This window comes from Streptomyces sp. NPDC012769 (assembly GCF_042901205.1).
Lineage (GTDB): Bacteria > Actinomycetota > Actinomycetes > Streptomycetales > Streptomycetaceae > Streptomyces.
Genome location: NZ_JBIBCP010000005.1, coordinates 1 through 22,929 on the forward strand (window position 1 = coordinate 1; position 22,929 = coordinate 22,929).

At 74.3% G+C, this 22,929-nt stretch carries 14 protein-coding genes and 1 riboswitch; of the genes, 7 read left to right on the forward strand and 7 right to left on the reverse strand.

The genetic code is table 11. From position 1 onward, the window contains the following. Positions 1–340: 340 nt before the first annotated feature. On the reverse strand, positions 341–907 hold the full coding sequence (locus tag ACFY7C_RS25130) for a MarR family winged helix-turn-helix transcriptional regulator (protein WP_389654512.1): 567 nt from the start codon (positions 905–907) through the stop codon (positions 341–343). Positions 908–1,050: 143 nt separating this feature from the next. On the opposite strand from ACFY7C_RS25130, the gene ACFY7C_RS25135 reads away from it, so the two are divergent. Continuing rightward, complete coding sequence (locus ACFY7C_RS25135) at positions 1,051–2,331, forward strand: MFS transporter (RefSeq protein WP_389655634.1); 1,281 nt, start codon at positions 1,051–1,053, stop codon at positions 2,329–2,331. Positions 2,332–2,341: 10 nt separating this feature from the next. Here ACFY7C_RS25135 and ACFY7C_RS25140 read toward each other — a convergent pair whose 3' ends face one another. Together ACFY7C_RS25140 and ACFY7C_RS25145 are read right to left on the reverse strand one after the other, a co-directional pair. Further along, positions 2,342–3,976, reverse strand: coding sequence for a SpoIIE family protein phosphatase (locus ACFY7C_RS25140; RefSeq protein WP_389654514.1), 1,635 nt, complete (start codon positions 3,974–3,976; stop codon positions 2,342–2,344). A 106-nt stretch (positions 3,977–4,082) separates the two neighbouring features. After that, a complete protein-coding gene (locus ACFY7C_RS25145; protein ID WP_389654516.1) occupies positions 4,083–5,471 on the reverse strand; it encodes an NAD(P)/FAD-dependent oxidoreductase in 1,389 nt (462 codons plus the stop codon). A 353-nt stretch (positions 5,472–5,824) separates the two neighbouring features. Here ACFY7C_RS25145 and ACFY7C_RS25150 point away from each other — a divergent pair, with 353 nt between their 5' ends. Both ACFY7C_RS25150 and ACFY7C_RS25155 read left to right on the forward strand, forming a co-directional pair. Next, on the forward strand, positions 5,825–6,583 hold the full coding sequence (locus ACFY7C_RS25150; RefSeq protein ID WP_389654518.1) for a TetR/AcrR family transcriptional regulator: 759 nt from the start codon (positions 5,825–5,827) through the stop codon (positions 6,581–6,583). A 230-nt stretch (positions 6,584–6,813) separates the two neighbouring features. Beyond that, the gene (locus tag ACFY7C_RS25155) at positions 6,814–8,778 is read left to right on the forward strand and encodes a sigma-70 family RNA polymerase sigma factor (protein WP_389654520.1); all 1,965 of its coding nucleotides are present in this window, start codon (positions 6,814–6,816) and stop codon (positions 8,776–8,778) included. Positions 8,779–8,883: 105 nt separating this feature from the next. Here the strand turns inward: ACFY7C_RS25155 and ACFY7C_RS25160 are convergent, their stop codons facing one another. Together ACFY7C_RS25160 and ACFY7C_RS25165 are read right to left on the reverse strand one after the other, a co-directional pair. After that, the gene (locus ACFY7C_RS25160) at positions 8,884–12,165 is read right to left on the reverse strand and encodes an ATP-binding protein (RefSeq protein WP_389654522.1); all 3,282 of its coding nucleotides are present in this window, start codon (positions 12,163–12,165) and stop codon (positions 8,884–8,886) included. Positions 12,166–12,560: 395 nt separating this feature from the next. Beyond that, positions 12,561–14,690: an asparagine synthase-related protein gene (locus ACFY7C_RS25165; protein ID WP_389654524.1), complete on the reverse strand. Its 2,130-nt coding sequence runs from the start codon at positions 14,688–14,690 to the stop codon at positions 12,561–12,563. A 626-nt stretch (positions 14,691–15,316) separates the two neighbouring features. Here ACFY7C_RS25165 and ACFY7C_RS25170 point away from each other — a divergent pair. The 4 genes from ACFY7C_RS25170 to ACFY7C_RS25185 all read left to right on the forward strand — a co-directional run bounded on the left by ACFY7C_RS25170 (position 15,317) and on the right by ACFY7C_RS25185 (position 20,487). Next, on the forward strand, positions 15,317–16,840 hold the full coding sequence (locus ACFY7C_RS25170; protein ID WP_389654526.1) for an MFS transporter: 1,524 nt from the start codon (positions 15,317–15,319) through the stop codon (positions 16,838–16,840). Between the two features lie 82 nt (positions 16,841–16,922). Beyond that, positions 16,923–18,122, forward strand: a complete 1,200-nt coding sequence (gene lhgO, locus ACFY7C_RS25175; RefSeq protein WP_389654528.1) for an L-2-hydroxyglutarate oxidase — start codon at positions 16,923–16,925, stop codon at positions 18,120–18,122. 153 nt (positions 18,123–18,275) lie between these two features. Continuing rightward, a complete protein-coding gene (gene trmB / locus ACFY7C_RS25180) occupies positions 18,276–18,995 on the forward strand; it encodes a tRNA (guanosine(46)-N7)-methyltransferase TrmB (RefSeq protein ID WP_389655636.1) in 720 nt (239 codons plus the stop codon). A gap of 178 nt (positions 18,996–19,173) precedes the next feature. After that, positions 19,174–20,487: a PrsW family intramembrane metalloprotease gene (locus ACFY7C_RS25185; RefSeq protein WP_389655638.1), complete on the forward strand. Its 1,314-nt coding sequence runs from the start codon at positions 19,174–19,176 to the stop codon at positions 20,485–20,487. A gap of 55 nt (positions 20,488–20,542) precedes the next feature. On the opposite strand, the gene ACFY7C_RS25190 is transcribed toward ACFY7C_RS25185, so the two are convergent. Beyond that, complete coding sequence (locus ACFY7C_RS25190) at positions 20,543–21,493, reverse strand: aldo/keto reductase (protein ID WP_389654530.1); 951 nt, start codon at positions 21,491–21,493, stop codon at positions 20,543–20,545. 50 nt (positions 21,494–21,543) lie between these two features. Then, on the reverse strand, positions 21,544–22,641 hold the full coding sequence (locus ACFY7C_RS25195; RefSeq protein WP_389654532.1) for a M23 family metallopeptidase: 1,098 nt from the start codon (positions 22,639–22,641) through the stop codon (positions 21,544–21,546). Positions 22,642–22,652: 11 nt separating this feature from the next. Further along, positions 22,653–22,800, reverse strand: a riboswitch (cyclic di-AMP (ydaO/yuaA leader). Positions 22,801–22,929 lie beyond the last annotated feature (129 nt).

Consider the following 22,929-nt stretch of genomic DNA (forward strand, 5'->3'; position numbering starts at 1 on the left):
TCCCTTTCGCTTTCGCTCCGGGCCCTTCCGGCGGTTCCGACTCTATCAGATCCTTTCGGGCCTGATTCCCAGTCAGCGGGAGTTGTCTTCGCGGCTGTTGGGCCGTTCCGACGTCTCAAACTCTAGCGGATTTCCCCGGCGGCTCATAATCGAGCCTTTCGAAATGAATTTCGGCATGCCGATATTCATCCCGGTAGGGAGATCGTGCGGAGTTGAGTGCCGCTACTGCGGCGGGATCGGCTGTCGGAGAACCGTTACGGCCCCGCGACAACTCGGAGAACACTACGCATCCCCGAGGGGCGTGTCAAGGGCCCCCTGGGGAGCCCTCAGACCCGGTCCGTCAGTCCAGGTCCGTCAGTCGGCCGCCGGCGTCCGGCTGGGTCAGCTCCACCCGGCGGAGCAGGCGGATCAGCATCTCGCCCAGGAGGCCGCGCTCCTCCGTGGAGAGGTCCTGGAGGAGCTCCTCCTCGAAGTCGGTCGCCATGCGCATGGCCTCGAGCCACTTCTGGCGGCCCTCGTCCGTCAGCTCGACGATCACGCGGACCCGGTTGTTCTCGTCGCGGTCGCGGGTGACCAGGCCCTCGCCGGCCATGCGGTCGATGCGGTGGGTCATCGCGGCCGGGGTGAGGCCGAGGCGCTTGGCCAGTTCGCCGGGGCCCAGGCGGTAGGGGGCGCCGGAGAGGACCAGGGTCTTGAGGACCTCCCACTCGGCGTTGCTGATGCCGAGGTCGGCGACCTGGCGGCCGTACGCCACGTTCATCCGGCGGTTCAGCCGGCCCAGGGCGGAGACGACCTTCTCGACCTGGGGGTCGAGGTCGCGGAACTCGCGCTGGTAGGCGGCGATCTGCTCGTCGAGGCTCGGCTCCTGGGGGGCCTGGGAGCCGGACGGCGCGGGGGTGTCGGACATGCGGCCGAGTATTCCATGGAGCTCGTTGGCCTTGAAGTCCTTCCATGTGTATTGTTAAGCATCGAACTTTAGTGTTGAAGTCTTCAGGGTTCAGGGCTACAGACCTGAACCCGCGACCGAAGTGGGTGAGCGTGACCAAGGCGATGGGCGCGGCGATGCGCCGGATTCAGGCAGGCAGCGCGCTGAGCGCGTTCGGACTCGGCTTCACCGTGCCGTACCTCTATGTGTACGTCGCTCAGGTGCGGGATCTGGGTGCGGGCACGGCGGGTGTCGTCCTGGCCGTCTTCGCCATGGCCGCCCTGCTCGTCCTGCCCTTCAGCGGGCGGGCCATCGACCGGCGCGGTCCGGTGCCCGTGCTGCTGGTGGCCTCGCTGCTGGCCGCGCTCGGCGCCCTGGGGATGGGCTTCGCGTCCTCGGTGCCCGGGGCCGTCGGTGCCGCGGCGCTGCTGGGTGCCGGCACGGCGGTGATGCAGCCGGCGCTCGCGACGATGATCGTGTGGTGCTCGACGCCGTCCACCCGTACCCGCTCGTTCGCCATGCAGTTCTTCCTGCAGAACCTCGGCCTCGGTGTCGGCGGTCTGATCGGCGGCCAGCTGGTCGACGAGAGCCGTCCCGGCAGCTTCCTGCTGCTGTTCTCGATCGAGTCGGCGATGTTCCTGGTGCTCGCGGGCATCGTGCTGACCGTGCGGATGCCGGGATCGCCGGCCCTCCAGGGCGCGCGGCCGGCGGCCGGCAAGGGCGGCGGCGCCGTGCGGGCACTGCTCGGGCACAAGGCGATGGTGCAGCTCTGCGTGCTGGGCTTCGTGCTCTTCTTCGCGTGCTACGGACAGTTCGAGTCGGGTCTCGCCGCGTACGGCACGGAAGCCGCCGGGATCGCGCCGTCGACGCTCGGCATCGCCCTGGCCGCCAACACGGCGGTCATCGTGGCCGCGCAGTTCCTGGTGCTGAAGTTCGTCGAGCGCCGCAAGCGGACCCGGGTCATCGCCGCGGTGGGCCTGATCTGGGCCGTGGCGTGGCTGTTCGCCGGGTACGCGGGGCTCGGCCACGGCAGCCAGGCGATGGCGACGGCGGCGTTCGTCTCCACGTACGCCCTGTTCGGTCTGGGTGAGGCCATGCTGTCGCCGACGGTCGCGCCCCTGGTGGCGGACCTGGCGCCGGAGTCGATGGTCGGGACGTACAACTCGGCCTTCGCCCTGGTGAAGCAGCTGGCGCTGGCGGTCGGTCCCGCGGTCGGCGGGCCCATGGGTGCCTCGCTGCACGGGCCGTACATCGTCACCTTCGTCCTGTTCTCGCTCGGCATCACCGTGCTGGCGGTCCGGCTCGGCCGGCGGCTGACGCCGGAGCAGAACCAGCCGTCGCTCGCCGCCAGGCCGTCGAAGATCGTCGCGCGGCACGAGCCGGCGAAGGAGCCCGCCGCCGCCTGATCCGTACGGATCAGTCCGGCAGGGCGAACTCGCACCACACCGCTTTGCCGCCGCCCGGGGTGCGGCGGCTGCCCCAGGACGAGGCGATCGTCGCGATGATCGAGATTCCGCGACCCGCCTCGTCCTCCGTTTCCGCCCTGCGGCGGCGCGGCAGATGGTCGTCGCCGTCCGTGACCTCGATGATCAGGCGGCGGTCGGTGCGGCGCAGCCGCAGCCGCATGGGCGGGGTGCCGTGCTGGAGGGAGTTCGCCACCAGCTCGCTGGTGGCGAGGACGCCGAGGTCGCGCAGCTCCACCGGGAAGCGCCAGCTGGCGAGGACGCCGGAGGCGAAGGCACGCGCGCGTGGTGCCGCCTCGACGCCGCCGAGGAGCTCCAGGGCCGCGTTGTGGAACAGCTCGGCGTCGGGTCCCTTGCGGGCCGGGTGCTGGAGCACGAGGACGGCGACGTCGTCGTCGTGCTCGGCGGTGACACCGAGGGAGCGGAGCAGGCGGTCGCAGACGACCTGGGGCGTGCCGGTGGCGCCGGACAGGGCGCGCTCCAGGGCGGCGACGCCCTCGTCGATGTCCTCGCGGCGCCGCTCGACGAGGCCGTCGGTGTAGAGGACGGCGGTGGAGCCGGGCGGCAGGGCGATGGTGCCGGAGGTGTGGAGCCAGCCGCCGGTGCCGAGCGGAGGCCCGGTGGGGTCCTCGGCGCGGCGGACGGTGCCGTCCTCGTCCCGGACGAGGATCGGGAGGTGGCCGGCGGAGGCGTAGACGAGCTTGCCCTCGTTGGGGTCGTGGACGGCGTAGACGCAGGTGGCGATCTGGCTGGCGTCGATCTCGGCGGCGAGGCCGTCGAGGAGCTGGAGGACCTCGTGCGGCGGCAGGTCGAGGCGGGCGTAGGCGCGGACGGCGGTGCGGAGCTGGCCCATGACGGCGGCGGCGCGGACGCCGCGTCCCATGACGTCGCCGATGACGAGGGCGGTGCGGCCGGCGCCGAGGGTGATGACGTCGTACCAGTCGCCGCCGACCGCCGCGTCCGTGCCGCCTGGCTGGTACGTGGCGGCGATGCGCAGGTCGTCGGGCTGTTCCAGCTCCTGCGGGAGCAGGGAGCGCTGGAGGGTGACGGCGGTCTCGCGGTGGCGGCGCTCGCTGGCGCGGAGCCGCTCGGCGGCCTCGGCGTGGTCGGTGACGTCGGCGGCGTGGACGAGGACGCCGCCGTCGGCGAGTCGCGGGCTCTCCACGGGCAGGCAGGTGACGGTGTAGGAGCCGCCGTCCTGGGTGCGGCGGGACTTGACCGTGCGGGGCTTGCCGCTGCGCAGGACCTGGTCGAGGAGCGGGAGCAGGCCGAGCTCCTCCGCCTCGGGGCAGGTGTCGGCGACGGTTGCTCCGGCGGGCCGGGGGCCGAAGGCGGCGGCGTACGCGTCGTTGACGTACGCGATGCGGTGCTCCGGGCCGTACACGAGCGCGACCAGGCCGGGGAGCCGGCCGACGATCTCGCGGACGGTGAAGTCCTCCAGGGCGGGGACGTCTGCGGCGGCTTCGGCGGGGTGGTCCGGCCGGGGCCCGTACTCACCGCGGGCCGCGGGCACGGCGCCTTCCGTCCCGCGGGCCGCCGCTCGGCGCTGCGTACCGGGGAGACGGGCGCTCCAACGGGTGAAGTTCACGGATCTGTATGCCTCGTGGTGTCGTTGCCGTGCAGAGTCACTCTGTGCAGGTGTGAGCCCACCTATGGTCACACGTCCAGTGTGGACGAGTGCACTGACAGTGATGTCAGGCCGAAGACTCACCCGGGGTATCGCCCGGGGACTTGTCCTTCGGCGCGGGGGGCGGTGCGGCGGCGAGTTCGAATTCGGCCCTGGGGTGTTCCAGGGAGCCGAGGGAGACGATCTCGCGTTTGAACAGGCCGGACAGGGTCCATTCGGCCAGGACGCGAGCCTTGCGGTTGAAGGTGGGGACCCGGCTGAGATGGTAGGCGCGGTGCATGAACCAGGCCGGGTAGCCCTTGAGTTTGCGGCCGTAGACATGGGCGACGCCCTTGTGGAGGCCGAGGGAGGCGACGGAGCCGGCGTACTTGTGGCCGTATTCCTTGAGCGGCTGACCGCGCAGGGATGCGGCGATGTTCTCGGCGAGCACCTTGGTCTGGCGGACGGCGTGCTGGGCGTTGGGCGCGCACTCGCGGCCGGGCTCGTCGGCGGTGATGTCGGGGACGGCGGCGGCGTCGCCGGCGGCCCAGGCGTGTTCGACTCCGTCGACGGTGAGGTGCGCGGTGCAGACGAGCCGGCCGCGTTCGTTGCGGGGCAGGTCGGTGGCGGCGAGGAGCGGCGCGGGTTTGACGCCGGCGGTCCACACGACGGTACGGGTGGGCAGACGGGTGCCGTCGGAGAGGACGGCGACGCGGTTCTCGCAGGATTCGAGGCGGGTGCCGAGGCGGACGTCGATGTTGCGGGCGCGCAGCTCGCGGATGGCGTAGCGGCCCATCTCCTCGCCGACCTCGGGCAGGATCCGTTCGGTGGCCTCGACGAGGACCCAGCGCAGGTCCTCGGGCTTGAGGTTGTGGTAGTAGCGGGCCGTGTAGCGGGCCATGTCCTCGAGTTCGGCGAGGGCCTCGACGCCCGCGTAGCCGCCGCCGACGAAGACGAAGGTGAGGGCGGCGTCGCGGAGGGCGGGGTCGCGGGTGGAGGAGGCGATGTCCATCTGTTCGATGACGTGGTTGCGCAGGCCGATGGCCTCCTCGACGGTCTTGAAGCCGATGCCGTGGTCGGCGAGGCCGGGGACCGGGAGGGTGCGGGAGACCGAGCCGGGGGCGATGACCAGTTCGTCGTAGCCGAGCCGGACGTGCCCGGCGCCCTCCTCCTCGGTGGCGAGGGTGGAGAGGGTCGCGGTGTGCTTGGCGTGGTCGATGGAGTGGACCTCGCCGATGACGATACGGCAGCGGTCGAGGACGCGGCGGAGCGGGACGACGACGTGGCGCGGGGAGATGGAGCCGGCGGCGGCCTCCGGCAGGAACGGCTGGTACGTCATGTACGGCTCGGGGGTGACCACCGTGATCTCGGCCGCGTGGCTTCTGAGCTCCGTCTTGAGCTGCCGCTGCAGGCGCAGCGCGGTGTACATCCCGACGTAGCCGCCGCCGACAACGAGAATGCGCACAGGTTCGGTCACTGTCCCATGACGCAACGCCGTCCGGGGTTTGTCCACAGGCCCGGCAAATTGTGTGACCGGCCGGGTACGGAGGCGCGGGGTGGCGAAGTGTCCGGGTGGGCGGAGAAGTGCGCAGGTCAGGGCGGGAGTGGCGGGTGGGGCGCGGGGCCGGAATCGGGAGGGTCCGGGTCCTTGCTCCGATCGGGGGGCGCACCGTACGGAACTGCCCCTTCTGAATTGACCCCGACTCAACTATGTTCGTACTTCGTCGGGATGTCGGATCGCCGCGCGTGGACCGAAGAGCGCGGCACGGTCGGACCCCGTGTCAGGGCGGGGAGTCTCCGGGGGGAGACATCATGAGCGGGGGAACGCTTATGCAGATTCAGGATTCGTACGGCCAGGTCCGTACGGCGCAGTCGATGGCGAACGGGCGGTCGGCGCCGTTGCGCGTGGACGCGCAGCGCAATCTGGAGCACGTGCTGCGGGCCGCGCGGGAGGTGTTCGGCGAGCTCGGTTACGGGGCTCCGATGGAGGACGTGGCACGGCGCGCCCGGGTCGGGGTCGGCACCGTGTACCGCCGGTTCCCGAGCAAGGACGTGCTGGTCCGGCGGATAGCCGAGGAGGAGACGGCGCGGCTCACGGAGCAGGCGCGGACCGCCCTCGGCCAGGAGGACGAGCCGTGGTCGGCGCTGTCCCGGTTCCTGCGCACCTCGGTCGCCTCGGGCGCCGGGCGGCTGCTGCCGCCGCAGGTGCTGCGGGTGGGTGTGGACGAGGTGGTGCTGCCCGTGGGGGCGCCGGACGACGAGGCGCGGGTGCCGCAGCAGCGGGCCTCCGTCCCGGCGGGTGCCCCGGGTGTCAACGGGTTCGGCGAGCACGCCGACCCGCGGGTGGTCGCGCCGCGCGCGGTGCCGGCGGCCGAGCAGGACGACGCCGGGGCCTCGGAGCTCCTGGAGGTCGTGGGCCGGCTGGTGGACCGGGCGCGGGAGGCGGGCGAGCTGCGGGCGGACGTGACGGTGTCCGACGTGCTGCTGGTCATAGCCACCGCCGCGCCGGCGCTCCCGGACGCGGCCCAGCAGGCGGCGGCGTCGGCCCGTCTCCTCGACATCCTTCTGGAGGGGCTGCGCTCGCGGTAGGGCGGTGAGGCGGTAGCGCCTCGACACGCTCCCGACGCCGATACCGGGGTGGCACATCGATGGTCCGGGTGGACCGTCGAGCATGACACGAACGGATGAGCGGTTACGCCCGGACGGGGTAAGTCGCCCCGGACGAGTGGTAAGTGGACGCTTCGGTTCGGCGTGCCCGCGCTCTGTGGCAGGCTTTGGCCGGTATTCGGGTCCGAGCGTGCATACGGGGGCTTCCGCGAATGAGCGGTGACAGTCGGGACGAGGCGCTGGGCGGAGACGGCGGCACCGCGGAGACCGTGAACAGGCCCCCCGCACAGGTGCCCGGCCAGGGCGGCCCGGCCGGCTCTTCCGGCGGCGTCACCGGTGGCACCGTGGGCGCGGCGGCCGAGGCGAGCGTGCCGCAGCAGCGCGAGGGCGGTGCGGCGGCGCAGCCGGTGGCCGACGAGGCCGCCGACCTTGGATCCGTACTGCCGCCGCCGCGTGAGCTGCCGCCGCCCGACGTCGAGCTCGTGCAGCGGATGCGGGAGGGCGACGACGGCGCGTACGAGGAGCTGTTCCGCCGGCACTCCGCCGCCGTCCGCCGCTACGCGCGCAGCTGCTGCCGGGACGCGGACACCGCCGACGACCTGACGGCGGAGGTCTTCGCCCGCACCCTGCAGGCGGTGCGGGGCGGCGCCGGTCCCGAGCAGGCGGTGCGCGCCTACCTCCTGACCAGTGTGCGCCGGGTGGCCGCGACCTGGACCAGGACCCGGAAGCGCGAACACCTGGTCGAGGACTTCGCGGTGTTCGCCGAGGACGCCGCCCGGGCCGCCGAGGTCTCCGACCACGACACCCTGGATCTGGGCGCGGACGTGCGGGCGATGCACGAGGCCGAGCAGTCGCTCGCCATGCAGGCGTTCCGGTCGCTGCCGGAGCGCTGGCAGGCCGTGCTGTGGCACACCACGGTCGAGGAGGAGTCGCCGAGCGAGGTCGCCCCGTTGTTCGGCCTGACCGCGAACGCGACCGCGGTGCTCGCCAGCCGGGCCCGCGAAGGCCTCAAGCAGGCCTATCTCCAGGCCCATGTGAGCCAGTCGCTCACCGCGGGCGGCGACTGCGCCCGCTATGCCGACCGGCTCGGCGCGTTCGCGCGCGGCGGGCTGCGGATGCGGGCCGAGCGGGGCCTGCGCAAGCACCTGGACGAGTGCGCCAAGTGCCGACTGGCCGCCGGTGAGCTGGCGCATGTGAACGCCGGGATTCCCGCACTGCTGCCGGTCGCCGTCATCGGCTGGTTCGCCGCCGGTTACTCGCTCAAGGCGGCGGGCATCGCCGCCGGTGGTGTCGCCGGGGCGGGCGCGGCCGGGGCGGCAGCCGCCGCCACGGGCTCGGGCTCCGCCGGCGGCGCGGCCGGGGCCTCTTCGGCCGCCGCCGTCGAGGGCCTGGGCATCCCCGCGAAGGCGGGCATCGCCGCCGTCGCCGCCGTCGCCGCGACCGCCGGTCTGGTCTGGGCGCTGACCGGATCCGACACGGAGCCCGTCGCCCGGCCCGCGGCCACGCCGCCGGCCGTCGCACCCGCCGAGCCTCCGCCGCCCCCGCCGAAGCCGACGCCCCCGCCCACCCCGAAGCCGGCGCCCCCGCCCGCACCGGCTCCGCCGCCCTCCCCCCGCCCCGAGCCGACACCGAGCGCGAAGCCCGCTCCCCGGCCGACGCCGTCCCCGAAGCCGGCGCCGCGGCCCAGCCCGTCGCGGACCCTGCCGAAGGTGACGCCGAAGCCGACGCCCACCGGGCCGGCCGTCTACCAGCTCAACCGGCTCCGGTACGGGATCGCCGGCGACGGCACCGAGCCGGAGGTGGACCTCGCGGGCAGCAGCTGGATGTGGCAGCGCTCCGGCGTGTCGATGGGCGACCGCCGCTACGCGCACGGAGTGAGCGTGCACGTCCCGTCCTCGATCCTGATCGACCTCAACCGGCGGTGCACCGCCTACGACGCGATCGTCGGCCTCGACGACATGAGCGTCCCGCTCGGGGTCGGCGGGGTGCGCTTCTCCGTGTACGGGGACGGGGAGCGGCTGTGGCGCTCCGATGTGATCCGCCCCGGCGACGCCCCGGTCCCGGTGCACGTCGGCATCTCCGGCCGCCGAACCCTGCGGCTCGTGGTCGAGGAGCACACGCCGTTCGGCCGGGCGGCGGTCGCGGACTGGGCGAACTCCCGGATCAGCTGCCGTTGACCGGCTGCCTCGACCGGCTGCTTCGACCAGCTGCCTCGACCGGCTTCCTCGACCAGCGCTCCTGTCCGTCTGCCTTGACGGGCTGCGGCCGCATCCCTCTCGGCCCTACGCGGTGTACGGCTCCGCGAGGGCCAGGACCTTCGCCAGGTCGAGGTCGCGGCCGGCGGCCCGCGCGGTCTCGTAGGCCTCGGGGTCGAGTCCGGCACGCGCCCGGGCCGTGACGTCCGCCGCCTCGCGCAGCTCCGGCGCGGCACGGGGCACCTCGCCCCGCCAGGCGTCGACGGCGGTCAGGACGCTCACCGCCGGGGCGAGTTCACCGCTGAGGGCGAGCGCGGTGGCGAGGCCGTCGGCGAGGCCGGCCGCGAAGACCTCGGCGCACTGGGCGTCCCGCGCCGTGCGCAGGGCCTCGGCGGCGTGGGCGACGGCCGCCGGTCCCGCGCCCTCGTGCGCCTCGACGCGGGCGGCGAGGCCCATCACGAGGGCCTGGAAGTGCGGCGGCGGGGTGCTCTCCCCGATCATCGCGCCGGCCGCCTCCATGTGCGCGCGGGCGGTGGCGACGTCCCCGCCGTACAGCGCGATCCCGGCCCGCAGGAAGCGGATGTAGGTCTCGGTGTCACGGACGTGATAGCGCTCGGCCACCGCCGTCGCCTCGCGGAGGCCCTCGGTGGCGGCGGCCACGTCGCCGAGGCGGAAGTCGAGCTCGGCGAGCCGGGCGATGAGGAACGGGGCCTCGGCGTGCGCGCCGACCTCGCGGGCCAGGGCCAGGGCCTCCTCGTACGCCTCACGGGCCTCCTCGTACCGGCCGCGCAGCATGTCGGCCTCGCCGGCGGCACTCGCGACCTGGGCACTCATCCAGCGGTCGCCGACCCGCCGGGACAGCGCGCGCAGCTCGGCGACGTCTTCGTCGACGTCGGGCGTGCCGCCGGGCATGTCGATGACCGTGTGGGTGCGGAACATCAGCGTGACGCCCATCTCCCACGCCCCGCCGTGGCGACGGGCGTTGGCGACGGCGATGTCGAGGAGGGCGCGGACCTCGGCGGGCTCGTCGGTGAAGTACGCGGTGAACGGCCACAGCAGGCCCGGAAAACGGGCGGACTCGGGGCCGGGGTCGGTGGCGAAGGCGGCGCGCACCCGGGCGACGAGGGCGGCGACCTCCGGGTCGTCGCGGAAGGCGGGGAGGGTCTGGCTCTCCACGGCGAGGAAGAGGTGCAGCATCCGCAGGTGCATGCGGGGCCAGTAGCGGGGATCGGCCCTGTCCTCGGGGTCGTCGCCGAGCCGGATGACGCGCTCGGTCCAGACGACGCCCTCGACGCGGTAGTTCCGCAGCCACCAGAACCAGCCCAGGGCGAAGACCAGCCGGAGGGCGGCGGGCTCGTCGCCTGCGGTGACGGTGCGGTGGAGGGCGGCGCGGATGTTGTCGAGGTCGCGCTCGATGCGGGCGATCCAGGGGAGCTGCTCGCCCGAGCGCAGCAGGGGTTCGGCCCGCTCGGCGAGGGCCGTGAAGTGGGCGGTGTGGGCGGCCTCGGCGGCGGCGCGGAGCTCCGGGGTCTCGGCGGCGCGCTCCGCGGCGTACTCGTGGATGGTCTCCAGGAGGCGGTAGCGCATCTCGCCGTCGTCGGTGGGGGTGGCGACGACGAGGGACTTCTCGACGAGGCTGCCGAGGGCGCCGACGGTGTCGGTGGCGCCGGTCGTGCCGGGGCCGCGGGGGGTGTGCGGGTCGAGGGCTTCGGCGGCGGCGAGGTCCCAGCCGCCGGCGAAGACGGAGACCTGGCGGAGCAGGTCGCGCTCCTCGGCGTCGAGGAGGTCCCAGGACCAGTCGACGACCGCGCGCAGGGTCTGCTGGCGGGGCAGGGCGGTGCGGGAGCCGGAGGTCAGGAGAAGAAACCGGTGGTCGAGGCGGTCGGCGATCTGGCGGGGGGTGAGCAGCCGCAGTCGGGCGGCGGCGAGCTCGATGGCGAGCGGCAGGCCGTCGAGGCGGCGGCAGATCTCGTCGACGGCGGGCAGGTCGTCCTCGACGCGGAATGCGGGGCGGACGGCGCGGGCCCGTTCGGCGAAGAGCCGGTGGGCGGGGGTCGGCGGGAGCGGTTCGACGGGACGGACGGACTCGCCGGGGACGCCGAGGGGTTCGCGGCTGGTGGCGAGGACGCGCAGCTCGGGGCAGTGGGTGAGGAGCGTCTCGGCGAGAGCGGCGGCGGCGCCGATGACGTGCTCGCAGTTGTCGAGGACGAGGAGCAGGGGGCGGCGGGCGAGGTGCTCGACGAGCTGGGCGGTCGGGTCGTCGTGAAGGGGCTGTCCTTCGCGGGTGATCAGGCTGGTCTCGCGCAGGCGGAGGGCGGAGAGGACGGCATCGGGTACGGCGTCGGGGTCGTCGAGCGGGGCGAGCTCGGCGATCCAGGCCGCGGGGCCGGCGGCCCGGAGGGCAGCTTCCTCGGCGAGGCGGGTCTTTCCCGAGCCGCCGGGGCCGGTGAGGGTGACGAGCCGGGAGTGGTCGAGGTCGGCGCGGAGGGCGGCCAGTTCGGGCTCGCGTCCGACGAAGGAGGTGAGCCGGGGCCTGATGTTGCCGGCCTCGGCGGTGGCCGTCGGCCCCATGGGTGTTGACGGCCCCATGAGTGTTGACGGTCCCGTGGGCGTTGACGGTCCCGTGGGCGCTTTCGGTCCCGTGGGCGTGGGGGTCTCGGCGGCCAGGAGTTCGGCGTGCAGGGCGGTGAGCTCGGATCCCGGGTCGGCGCCGAGCCCGTCGGCGAGGGTGCGGCGGGCGGACTCGTACGCGGCCAGGGCGTCGGCCGGGCGGCCCTCGGCGCGCAGGGCGCGGATCAGCTGGGCGTGGAAGGTCTCGTCGTACGCGTACGCACCGGTGAGTTCGGTCAGTTCGGGGACGAGCCCGGTGGTGGCGCCGCGCCGCAGGTCGGCCTCGATGCGCCGACGGAGCGCGGCCAGCCGCTGCGCCTCGGGGCGCACGCCGGCGGGCTCGGGCAGATCGGCGAGCGCGGGGCCCCGGAAGAGGGCGAGGGCGCTGCGCAGCAGTGCGGCGGCGGCTTCGGGGTCGCCGGCGTCGAGGCGGGCTTCGGCATCGCGGACATGGCGCTCGAAGACGTACAGGTCGATGTCCTCGGGCCCGGCGACCAGCCCGTACCCGCCGGGGCCGGACGCGACGGCGTCCTTCCCGAGCACCCTGCGGAGGCGTCCGACGAGCGCCTGCAGCGCGGCGCCGGGGTCCTGCGGCGGCTCGTCCCCGTACACGTCCTCCACAAGCTCCCCGACGGACACCGCCCGCCCCCCGCGCAGCGCGAGCGCGGCGAGCAGCGCCCGCAGCCGGGCGCCGCCGAGGGGGAGGGCAGCGCCGCGGGAGTCGAGGGCCTCGGTGGTGCCGAGGATGAGGTACCGCACCGGATCATTGTCGCGGGCGGGGATGGCGAGCGCCTCGGGGTTTCCGTCGGGGTTCGCCCGGAGAGGGGCGCGGGCGCGTCAGAACGCGCCGGTGTCGAGGTCGAAGCCGAGCGGCTCGGGCAGCGACACCCTGGCCCCCAGCCTGTGGACGGACTCGTGCGCGTAGTCGTCGCCCGCCTTCGAGGAGTTCCACCCGCCAGCCGTCCGGGGAAGCGATGCTGAGCCGCTCGAAGCCCTCGGTCACGTCCTCGGCGTCGGCCATTGCCGCCCCTCCTTCTCTCGCAGTGGGAACGACGATCGCACTCCCCGCGCGCGGGGGCGGTTTCTCGGCTTCGTCACCCGACCGCGTCGCCCGGCCGTCGGCGGCCCGGCATCGGCGCCCCCGCACCCGACCCCTACGCCGGCAACGACCGCGCCGACGGGATGAGCGGGCCCGGTACCGCCCGGTGCCTCGGGGCGGCCGTGCCTGTCCAGCAGGAGCCGCGGCGGGCGAGGAGGCGGCGGAGCCAGAGTTCGGTGGAGACCAGGTCGGCGAGGCCGTCGAGGGGGATCTGTTCGCCGTCGGCGGCGGAGCGCAGGGCGCGGCGGACCACACGGGCCTCGATCAGGCCGGCGTCCGCGAGGAGCGGGGCCTCGAAGAGGGCCAGCAGCTGGGGCAGGGCGGCGCGCAGGCCGGCGCGGGTGGCGGCGGCGGGGACGGCGGGGTGGGAGGCGCCCCAGCCGGGCGGCAGGTCGTGGATGCCGGCGCCCGCGAGGACGGTGCGCAGCACGCCGGCGCGGGCGTCGGGCTGGACCCGCAGCGATTCGGGCAGGTCACGGCAGGCCCGTACGACCTGATTGTCCAGGAACGGGGCGTGCAGGCGCTGGCTGCGGATCTCCGCGGCCTGCTCCAGGACCCGGTGGTCGGCCGCGGCACGGGCGAGTGCGGCCCGCGCGCGTGCCTCGCCCGGGCGCTGGACGGAGGTGGGCAGGGTCGCCGCCCGGTTCAGCCGAACCGATACTTCGGCGAGCGCCTCCCCCGTCAGCCAGCGCGCCGCCGGCCCCGGCCGCGACCAGGCGAGCGCGGAGAGGGAGGCCTCCAGCGGCCCGTAGGCCCCGGTGGGCGTGCGGTTGGCCTCCAGGACCCGGGCGGCGGCGGCCTCGAGCCCGGTGCGGTACGGCGTACGGGCGAGCCGCCGGGCCGCCCGGTAGACCGTCAGCGGCACCAGCAGCGCCCCCGCCGAGGTGCCGGTCGCCTTGGCGAGCGCGGTGACCGGACGCACCAGGGAGCGGCGGCGCCGGTCCATCAGGAGGTCGGCGAGGCGCGCCGGATGCGCGTCGAGGACCTGGCGGGCGCCGAAGCCGGTGAAGTGGTCGGCGCTGCCGCCCGCGAGCCGCCTGCGGTGCCGTTCCGCCGACACCAGAGAAGGGCCCGGCTCGTCCGTGAGGGGCCCTTCGAGCTCCGCGTACGGCAGCGCCTCCTCGCCGCCCGCGACGACCACGTGGTGCAGCCGCGGGTTGGCGGCGATCTCCCGGGCGCGTTCGAGCTCGTCCGGCCGGCCGGGCGCGGCCAGGTCGTTGAAGGTGACGGCAAGCAGCCGCTCCCCCGCCCCGGTGCCGTGGCCCAGGATCGTGCCGGGGACGCCGGGAAGACCGGCGGCGAGCAGGGCGAGGGTGCCGGAGGCGCTGCCGCCGGACAGGTCGGCGCCGACCCCGGGCGCGGGGCCGGTCCCGCGCGCCGCGCGCCGGTCGGCGGGCCCCATGCCGGGCACCGGCCCCGGGTCGGGCAGGGGCATCTCGGGGGCGTGCCGGGGCGCGGTGAGCCGGGCCCGTACGGCCTCGACCAGCGCGTCCCGCACCGCTTCCACGGCCTGCCGGGGGTCGGCCTCGGGCGCGGCGACGGCGAGCGAGGCGACGGTTTCGTAGCCGGTGATCTCGCGGGAGCCCTCGCGCAGGATCAGCGCGTGCCCGGGCGGCACCCGGCGCACCCCTTCGTACGGCGTGGAGTCGCGCAGCGCCTCGGGGGTCTCGGGGCAGGCGAGCAGCGCGGCGAGGTGTCCGATGTCGAGCTGCGCCTCGGTGAGGTCGGCGAGCGGCAGGGCGGCGGTGCCGTAGGCCGTACCGCCCGCCCACGGGGTGTGGAAGACCGGCCGGGCGCCGGCGAGGTCGCCGGTGACGGTGATGCGGCGGCCCGCCCTGACGACGGCGGTGTAGCTGCCGGCCCACGCGGTCAGGTGTCGCAGTGCGCCCCCGCGCGCGGTCAGCAGGCCGCGCCGCAGTTCGTCGTCGCTCGCGGCGCAGCAGCCGAGGACGGCGAGACGGGTGTGCTCGTCGACGGCGACCAGGCGCACCTCGTCGGGGCGCCAGTCGCCGACCGCCCACAGCGGATCGGGGTCACCCCAGATGAGCTGCGCGCCCACCGGGTGCACCGTGCGCCCCTCGGCCGGGTCGCCGACGGCGCCGGCCGAGCCGAACGGCGCCCCCTGGGGCACGCCGTGGGTGCCGAAGCGCGCGGCGACACTGCTCCAGCCCACCAGCCACCGCATCGCCGCCTCCACAAAGGTCGAGTGGAGACATGCTGCCATGACAACGGCGCACGGGAGGTATCACGAGGGGCATCGCGCCGAGGGTGAATGCGCCCCTGGCATGGGCCAGTTGAGCGCCGTCAGCTTTCGGCCATTCTCAACCCCTCGACGGCCGGGGGTTTCCTCGCCGGGCGGCGGTGAAGGCGCACGGCCGGATCGGCGGTGCGGGTGGGACGGACCAGCGGCGGTGGGGCGGATTTCCGGGCACTGGGGGCGGATCTCCGACAGTCCGGGAGGCGTTCGCCTCCCGGAGCCGTCCGCCGCCCGCGGGGAATGGGGCGACGGTGTCCCCCAGCCCACCTGTCCGGGACATCGGTCCTCGGCCAAGCGGGCCGACCCACGCAGCACTCATGGAAGCGCTCCCCCACGGCCCCGGCGAGAGCGCATGGGCGGGCGCACGGCCACACGCACGGAGCACGGCGGACGGCCGCGGATCCGGCGCTCATCCCATCCCACAACAATCTCGCCATACGGAACACCGCCCCTTAACGGTCGGGATCCGGCGAACTACGCTGTGCTTACGAATGCCGCACGCCTATGCCCGGCGTCGTGGCGGCCGTCTGGGTGTCGTGTCGAGGGGTGGCGTCATGTCCAGGGAGCAACGCGGGCCGAACGAAAAGCTCGGCACGGTTCTCGCCCTCGCGGGAATCAGCAATGCCGGGCTCGCCCGGCGCGTCAACGACCTCGGTGCGCAGCGGGGCCTGACGCTTCGCTACGACAAGACGTCGGTGGCCCGATGGGTGTCCAAGGGCATGGTGCCGCAGGGTGCCGCCCCGCACCTGATCGCCGCTGCCATCGGCCAGAAGCTCGGCCGGCCCGTGCCGCTGCACGAGATCGGTCTCGCCGACGCCGACCCCGCCCCCGAGGTGGGTCTGGCCTTTCCCCGCGACGTCGGTGAGGCGGTCCGCTCGGCCACCGAGCTGTACCGGCTGGATCTCGCCGGTCGGCGGGGCGGCGGCGGCATATGGCAGTCGCTCGCCGGCTCCTTCTCCGTGAGCGCCTACGCGACGCCCGCCTCCCGCTGGCTGATCACCCCCGCCGACCCGTCGGTCGAGCGCCGGGCCCCGCGTCCGGCGGCGGGGCCCGCCCCCGGCGCGGCCGCCCCGGGTGCCGGGGGTGCGGACAGCGCCGTCGGCGGGACCGGTGGGGTGGGCGGGCTCGGCGCGCTCGCCGCGGGCGAGAACGCCGAGCACGTGCGCGTGGGGCACAGCGATGTCGCCAAGCTCCGCGAGGCCGCCGAGGACGCCCGCCGCTGGGACTCCAAGTACGGCGGCGGCGACTGGCGCTCCTCCATGGTTCCCGAGTGCTTACGGGTCGACGCCGCGCCGCTGCTGCTCGGCTCCTACTCGGACGAGGTCGGCCGCGCCCTGTTCGGCGCGACGGCCGAGCTGACCCGGCTGGCCGGCTGGATGGCCTTCGACACCGGTCAGCAGGAGGCCGCCCAGCGCTACTACATCCAGGCGCTGCGGCTCGCCCGCGCGGCCGCCGACGTGCCGCTCGGCGGCTACGTCCTCGCCTCCATGTCCCTCCAGGCGACCTACCGGGGCTTCGCCGACGAGGGCGTCGACCTCGCCCAGGCCGCCCTCGAACGCAACCGGGGCCTGGCGACCGCCCGCACCATGTCCTTCTTCCGGCTCGTCGAGGCCCGGGCGCACGCCAAGGCGAGCGACGGGGCGGCGGCCGCCGCCGCGCTCAAGGCCGCCGAGGGCTGGCTGGAGCGCTCCCGCGACGGCGACGCCGACCCGTCCTGGCTCGGCTTCTACTCGTACGACCGCTTCTGCGCCGACGCCGCCGAGTGCTACCGCGACCTGAAGGCGCCCCGCCAGGTGCGCCGCTTCACCGAGCAGGCGCTGTCCCGGCCCACCGAGGAGTACGTGCGCTCGCACGGGCTCCGACTGGTGGTCTCGGCGGTGGCCGAGCTGGAGTCGGGCAATCTGGACGCGGCCTGCGCCGCCGGCACGCGCGCGGTGGAGGTGGCCGGGCGGATCTCGTCGGCCCGCACCACCGAGTACGTCCGCGACCTGCTGCACCGGCTCGAACCGTACGGGGACGAGCCGCGGGTCATGGAGCTGCGGGAGCGGGCCCGCCCGCTCCTCGTGGCGCCCGCGTGACGTGACACGTGTCCCACGCTGCGGGCGGTTTAGCCGGGTTGTCAGTGGGCCAGTGCACTATCAGGGGTGGGAGGTGGCGCTGGTGTCCGATTCGGACCGCTATGACTGTGACGTGCTCGTGATCGGCGGCGGGATCGTCGGCCTGTCGACGGCGTACGCGATCACGCGCGCCGCGCCGGGCACCCGCGTCACGGTCCTGGAGAAGGAGCACGCGCCGGCGCGCCACCAGACCGGGCGGAACAGCGGCGTGATCCACAGCGGGATCTACTACCGGCCGGGCTCGCTCAAGGCCCGCTTCGCGGTCGAGGGCGCGGCCGAGATGGTCAAGTTCTGCGCGGAGTACGGGATCCCCCACGAGGTCACGGGCAAGCTGATCGTCGCCACCGGGCGCGAGGAGCTGCCCCGGCTGCACGCGCTCGTGCAGCGCGGCCGGGAGAACGGGATCCCGGTGCGCGAGCTCGGCCCGGCGCAGATCAGCGAGTACGAGCCGCGGGTGCGGGGCCTGGCCGCGATCCACGTGGGCACGACGGGCATCGTCGACTACGGGGCGGTGGCGGCCAAGCTGGCCGAGGCATCGGGCGCCCGCATCCTGTACGGCTCGGAGGTCACCGTCATCGACCGGCGGCCCTGGGGCGTGGCGGTGCGCACGGCGGCGGGCCGCGTGGTGCGGGGACGGGTCCTGGTGAACTGCGCCGGACTGCACTGCGACCGGGTGGCGCGGCTCGCGGGCGACGACCCGCAGATGCGGATCGTCCCCTTCCGGGGTGAGTACTACGAACTGGCGGACCCTTCGCTGGTGCGGGGCCTGGTCTATCCGGTGCCCGATCCGGCGTTCCCCTTCCTCGGCGTCCATCTGACCCGCGGCATCGACGGCGGTGTCCACGTCGGACCGAACGCGGTCCCGGCGCTCGCCCGGGAGGGCTACGGCTGGTCGGTCGTCCGCCCGCGCGAGCTCGCGGGCACCCTCGCCTGGCCCGGCAGCTGGGCGATAGCCCGCGCGCACTGGCGCTACGGGGCGGGCGAGCTGCACCGCTCGCTCTCCAAGCGCGCCTTCACCGAGGCCGTACGGCGCATGCTGCCGCTCGTCGAGGAGCGCGACCTGCGACGGGCGACCCCAGGGGTGCGGGCGCAGGCGGTGCTGAAGGACGGCACGCTGGTGGACGACTTCCTGATCCGCGAGTCGGCACGCACGGTCCATGTCCTCAACGCGCCCTCGCCGGCCGCGACGGCCTCCCTGCCGATCGGCCGCGAGGTCGCGGGCCGGGCACTGGCGCTGCTGTAGGGGACGGCGGGTCCGGCCCCGGGGGCGCCCCGGGCGGCGGGCCCGGCGGGGCTCGGCCGGGCCCCGTAGAATCGGGGCATTGTGTCTGAGCAGCCTGTGAACCCCCCGCGCCCCGCCCCCGCCGAGCAGCCCGTCGCGCGTCGCGGCAGCCGCATGTTCGCACCCGGGGAGGGGCCCTCGCCCGATCCGGCGGGGTCGCACTTCGAGCGGCGGATCCGCAGCTTCCAGCCCCGCCGCAGCCGCGTCACCGCGGGACAGGCCGAGGCCATGCTGAAGCGCTGGCCCGACTGGGGACTCGACATCGACGGCAGCCGGGTGCTCGACCTGGACGAGATGTTCGGGGGGCTGCCGGTCGTCCTGGAGATCGGCTTCGGGATGGGCGAGGCCACCGCGCAGATGGCGGCCGCCGACCCCGGCACCGGCATCCTCGCCGTGGACGTGCACACCCCCGGCCAGGGCAACCTGCTCGGCCTCGCGGACCGCAACGGCCTGACCAACGTCCGGGTCGCCAACGGTGACGCGATCATCCTGCTGCGCGAGATGCTCCCGCCGGAGTCCCTCGCCGGCTGCCGGGTCTACTTCCCGGACCCCTGGCCCAAGAAGCGCCACCACAAGCGCCGGCTCATCCAGCCGGACTTCCTCACCCTGCTCGCGCCCCGGCTCAAGCGCGGCGGGCTGCTGCACTGCGCCACGGACTGGGAGCCGTACGCGGAGCAGATGCTGGAAGTGCTCACCGCGCACCCCGACTTCGAGAACACCCAGGGCGACGGCGGCTACGCCCCGCGGCCCGGGTACCGGCCGCTGACCCGCTTCGAGGGGCAGGGGCTCGACAAGGGGCACGTCGTCCACGACCTGCTCTTCCGCCGCCGGTAGACAGGTTTTCCACAGACAGCCACGGGCAGCCTCAGGCGCCCCGACCGGGTTTTCCACAGGAGGCGGGAACTCCCTCGCCGCTGTCGGTGGCGCTCGTTAGGGTCGTCGTGTGTCGTCGAACCCCATCGCCGGTCCTGCCGCCGAGCCCGTCCCCGCCCACTCGCACGCCCAACCGGCCGTGCCCGCGCCCGCTCCCGTGCCCGAGCTCGAGAGCGACCAGCCGGACTTCGCGGCCGTCCCGGAGCGTGCCAAGTGGCGTTACAAGCCGCGCAAGGCGTTCTGGCGCAGCCGGGTGCTGCGGGCCGTCGCGCTGATCGCCGTGCTCGCGCTGTGCGCGCTGGCGATCCTCGCGCTGGTGCGGGAGCAGACCGGCACCGAGGGCTTCCTCGTCGGCCTCGGCCTCGCGGTGCTGCCGGTGCCGCTGCTCATGGCCGCGTTCCGCTGGCTGGACCGGGTCGAGCCGGCTCCCTGGAAGAATCTCCTCTTCGCGCTCGCCTGGGGCGCGTTCGCCTCCACCCTGGTCGCGATCCTCGCCAACTCCTTCGCCGTGGAGTGGATCAGCAGCGCCACCGCCGACCCCGGCTCGGCCGACACGCTGGGGGCGACCGCCGTCGCCCCCGTCGTGGAGGAGATCGCCAAGGGCGCCGCCGTGCTGCTGCTCTTCCTCTTCCGCCGCCGGGACTTCACCGGCCCGGTCGACGGTTTGGTCTACGCGGGCTTCACCGCCACCGGCTTCGCCTTCACCGAGAACATCCTCTATCTGGGCAACGCCTTCGGCGAGGACCAGGAGTTCGGCGCCGCCGGGCTCGGCTCGGTGACGGTGGGGACGTTCTTCGTCCGGATCATCATGTCCCCGTTCGCGCACCCGCTGTTCACGTCGCTCACCGGCCTCGGCTTCGGCTTCGCCGCCCTGCTCCCGGTCACCGCCCGGGCCCGCCGCACCCGGCTGGTGCTGCTGCCGCTGGGCGGTCTGCTCCTCGCCATGGGCATGCACGCCCTGTGGAACGGCTCGGCGACCTTCCACCCGCTGGCCTTCGTCCTGGTCTACGGGATGTTCATGGTGCCGGTGTTCGCGCTGCTGACCTGGCTCGCGATATGGAGCCGGCAGAAGGAGCTGCGCACGATATCCGGGGAGCTCCCGGCGTACGCGACGGCCGGCTGGCTCGCCCATGACGAACCGCTGGCGCTGTCCTCGATGCGGGCCCGGGCCCTGGCCCGGGGCTTCGCCGCCCGCAGCTTCGGCAAGCCGGGCGCGCAGGCCGTCGGTGAGTACGAGGCGTTCGCGACGACCCTGGCGTTCCTGCGCCACCGGGCCCGTCGCGGCCAGGCGGCGCCGGACTTCACGGCCCGCGAGCAGGAGCTGCTGCACCACCTGTGGCAGCGCCGCCGGATCGCCTCCCCCGCGCTGACCCACGCGGCCCGGGTGACCGGCCGGGTGTGGGTGCCGCCGCAGTATCTGGACTACGGCGGCTACAACCCGTACCGGAGCTGACGGCCCCCCACCGGCGGGCCCGCCGCGCGGCCGGCCGCGGGCTCGGGCGGTCGGGTCAGCGGACCTGCGACGCCTCCGTCAGGGTGGCGAGCTCCGCGTCCGTCAGCCGCAGGTCGGCGGAGGCGACGAGCGCCGGGAGCTGCTCGACGGTGCGGGCCGAGGCGATCGGGGCGACGACGGTCGGGCGGGAGGCCAGCCAGGCCAGGGCGACGCTGGCGACCTCGGCGTCATGGGCCTCGGCGACCGCGTCGAGGGCGGCGAGGACCTTCGGACCGCGCTCGCTCTCCAGGTGCTTGGCCGCACTGCCGGCGCGGACGCTGCTGACGGTGCCGCCCGGCCGGTACTTGCCGGTGAGGAAGCCGGAGGCCAGTCCGAAGTACGGCACGGCGGCGAGCCCGGCCTGCTCGGCGGTCTCCATCAGCGCGCCCTCGTAGGTGTCACGCGAGACCAGGTTGTACTGCGGCTGGAGGGCCACATAGCGGGTGAGGCCCTCGGCCGCGGCGAAGTCGAGGGAGGCGCGCAGCCGCTCGGGGGAGATGTTGGAGGCGGCGACGGCGCGGACCTTGCCGTCCTTCACCAACTGGTCGAGGGCGGTGACGATCTCCTCGACGGGCACGGACTCGTCGTCGAAGTGCGTGTAGTAGAGGTCGATGTAGTCGGTGCCGAGGCGGCGCAGCGACTCCTCGGCGGCGGCCTTGATGGTCGTGGCGCTCAGGCCCTTGTACTGCGGGTGGGCGCCGACCTTGGTGGCGACGAGGACGTCGGAGCGGTTGCCGCGGGAGGCCGTCCAGCGGCCGATGACGGTCTCCGACTCGCCGCCCTCGTTCCCCTCGGCCCAGGCGGAGTAGACGTCGGCGGTGTCGACGAAGTTGCCGCCGGCGGCGGCATAGGCGTCGAGGACGGCGAAGGACTGCGCCTCGTCGGCGCTCCAGCCGAAGACGTTGCCTCCGAGGGCGAGCGGGAAGACGTGCAGGTCTGAAGTGCCCAGCTGGCGAAGAGAGGTCATGAGTCGGTCAACCCCCCGCGCCGCCGGGCGTATTCCGTTTCCGGCCGGACTCAGACGGTCAGGCCCTTGGAGCGGAGCCAGGCCGCCGGGTCGATGCCGTCGCCGGACGGGGTGTGGACCTCCAGGTGGAGGTGGGGGCCGGTGACGTTGCCGGTGGCGCCGACGCGGCCGATGGTCTCTCCGGTGCCGACCGACTGGCCCGCGCTCACCGTCATCGACGACAGGTGCGCGTACCAGATCTCCGTGCCGTCCGCGAGCTCCAGGACGATCCGGTAGCCGTACGAGCCGGACCAGCCCGCCGACTTCACGGTGCCGCCGTGGACGGCCTTGACCGGGGTGCCGGTGGGGGCGGCGAAGTCCAGGCCGGTGTGGTAGCCGGAGGACCACATCGAGCCGGACTCGCCGTAGGTCGAGGTGAGCGTGTACGAGGAGGTGGGCATCGCGTAGGAGGCCGCGAGCCTGGCCAGGCGCTCGGCCTCGGCCTTCGCCGCCGCCTCCTCCTCCGCCTTCTTCTTCGCCTCGGCGGCCGCCTGCTCCGCCGCCTCCGCCTTGGCCTCGGCCTCGGCCGCCGCCTTCTCGGCCGCGGCCTTCTCCGCGGCCGCCTTCTCGGCGGCGTCCGCGGCGGCCTGCTGCTGCTCGGCCTGCTGGAGGATGCGGGCGCGCAGCGCCTCGCCGGCGTCGGTCCGCGTGCCGGTCGCGGAGGCCCCGGCGCCGGAGGCGTCGTCGGCGGTGGTGAAGGTGAGCGCGGTGAGCGGCTGGGTGTTGTTCCCGGCCGCGACCGTGTCGGAGCCCTCCGAGCCCTCGGAGCCCTTGTCGTCCGCGCCGATCAGTGCGCCGACGCCGGGCAAGTCGGAGGCGTCGGGCAGGTCGACGTCCGGCAGCGCTATGGAGACCGGCGGCCTCTCCTGCGCGGTGGCCAGCCCGCCGGCGCCGACCGCGGCGATGACGCCGACACCCAGCACGGTGGAGGAGCGGGCGAAGTTGGACCGCTGCTTGACGACGCGGTGGCGTCCGCCGGAACGGCCCCGGTCCCGCAGGGAGTCCTCGGTGGGGTTCCACTCCTCCCCGTCCGCGCCCGCGGCGCCCGTCGCCCCGGAGGCGTCGAAGTAGTCGAAGGGGGATTGCGGAGCAGGGGTGTTGGAGGCCACGGAGGCGCTCTCCTTTCCTTCCTTCTCGCCTACCGGGTTAGCTGACGGGTTCGGAGCAGGAAGGTCTCCTACGGGCGGTGCCGCATGGGTGCGGTGGGGCCCGATTCACCCCAAGTGGTGGTTCCCCGGTTCCCTTACGGGATTCGGCGCGTGCGCACGGTGCCGTCTCTTGCGACGGCTGGGACGACCGCGCTGCGTTATCGAACGTTAATAGACGTGACCTCCCGATTCCAAGCCGTTCCCCTTGATCATTAGCTGAATTGGTAGGGAAACGCCCGAGTTGATCCC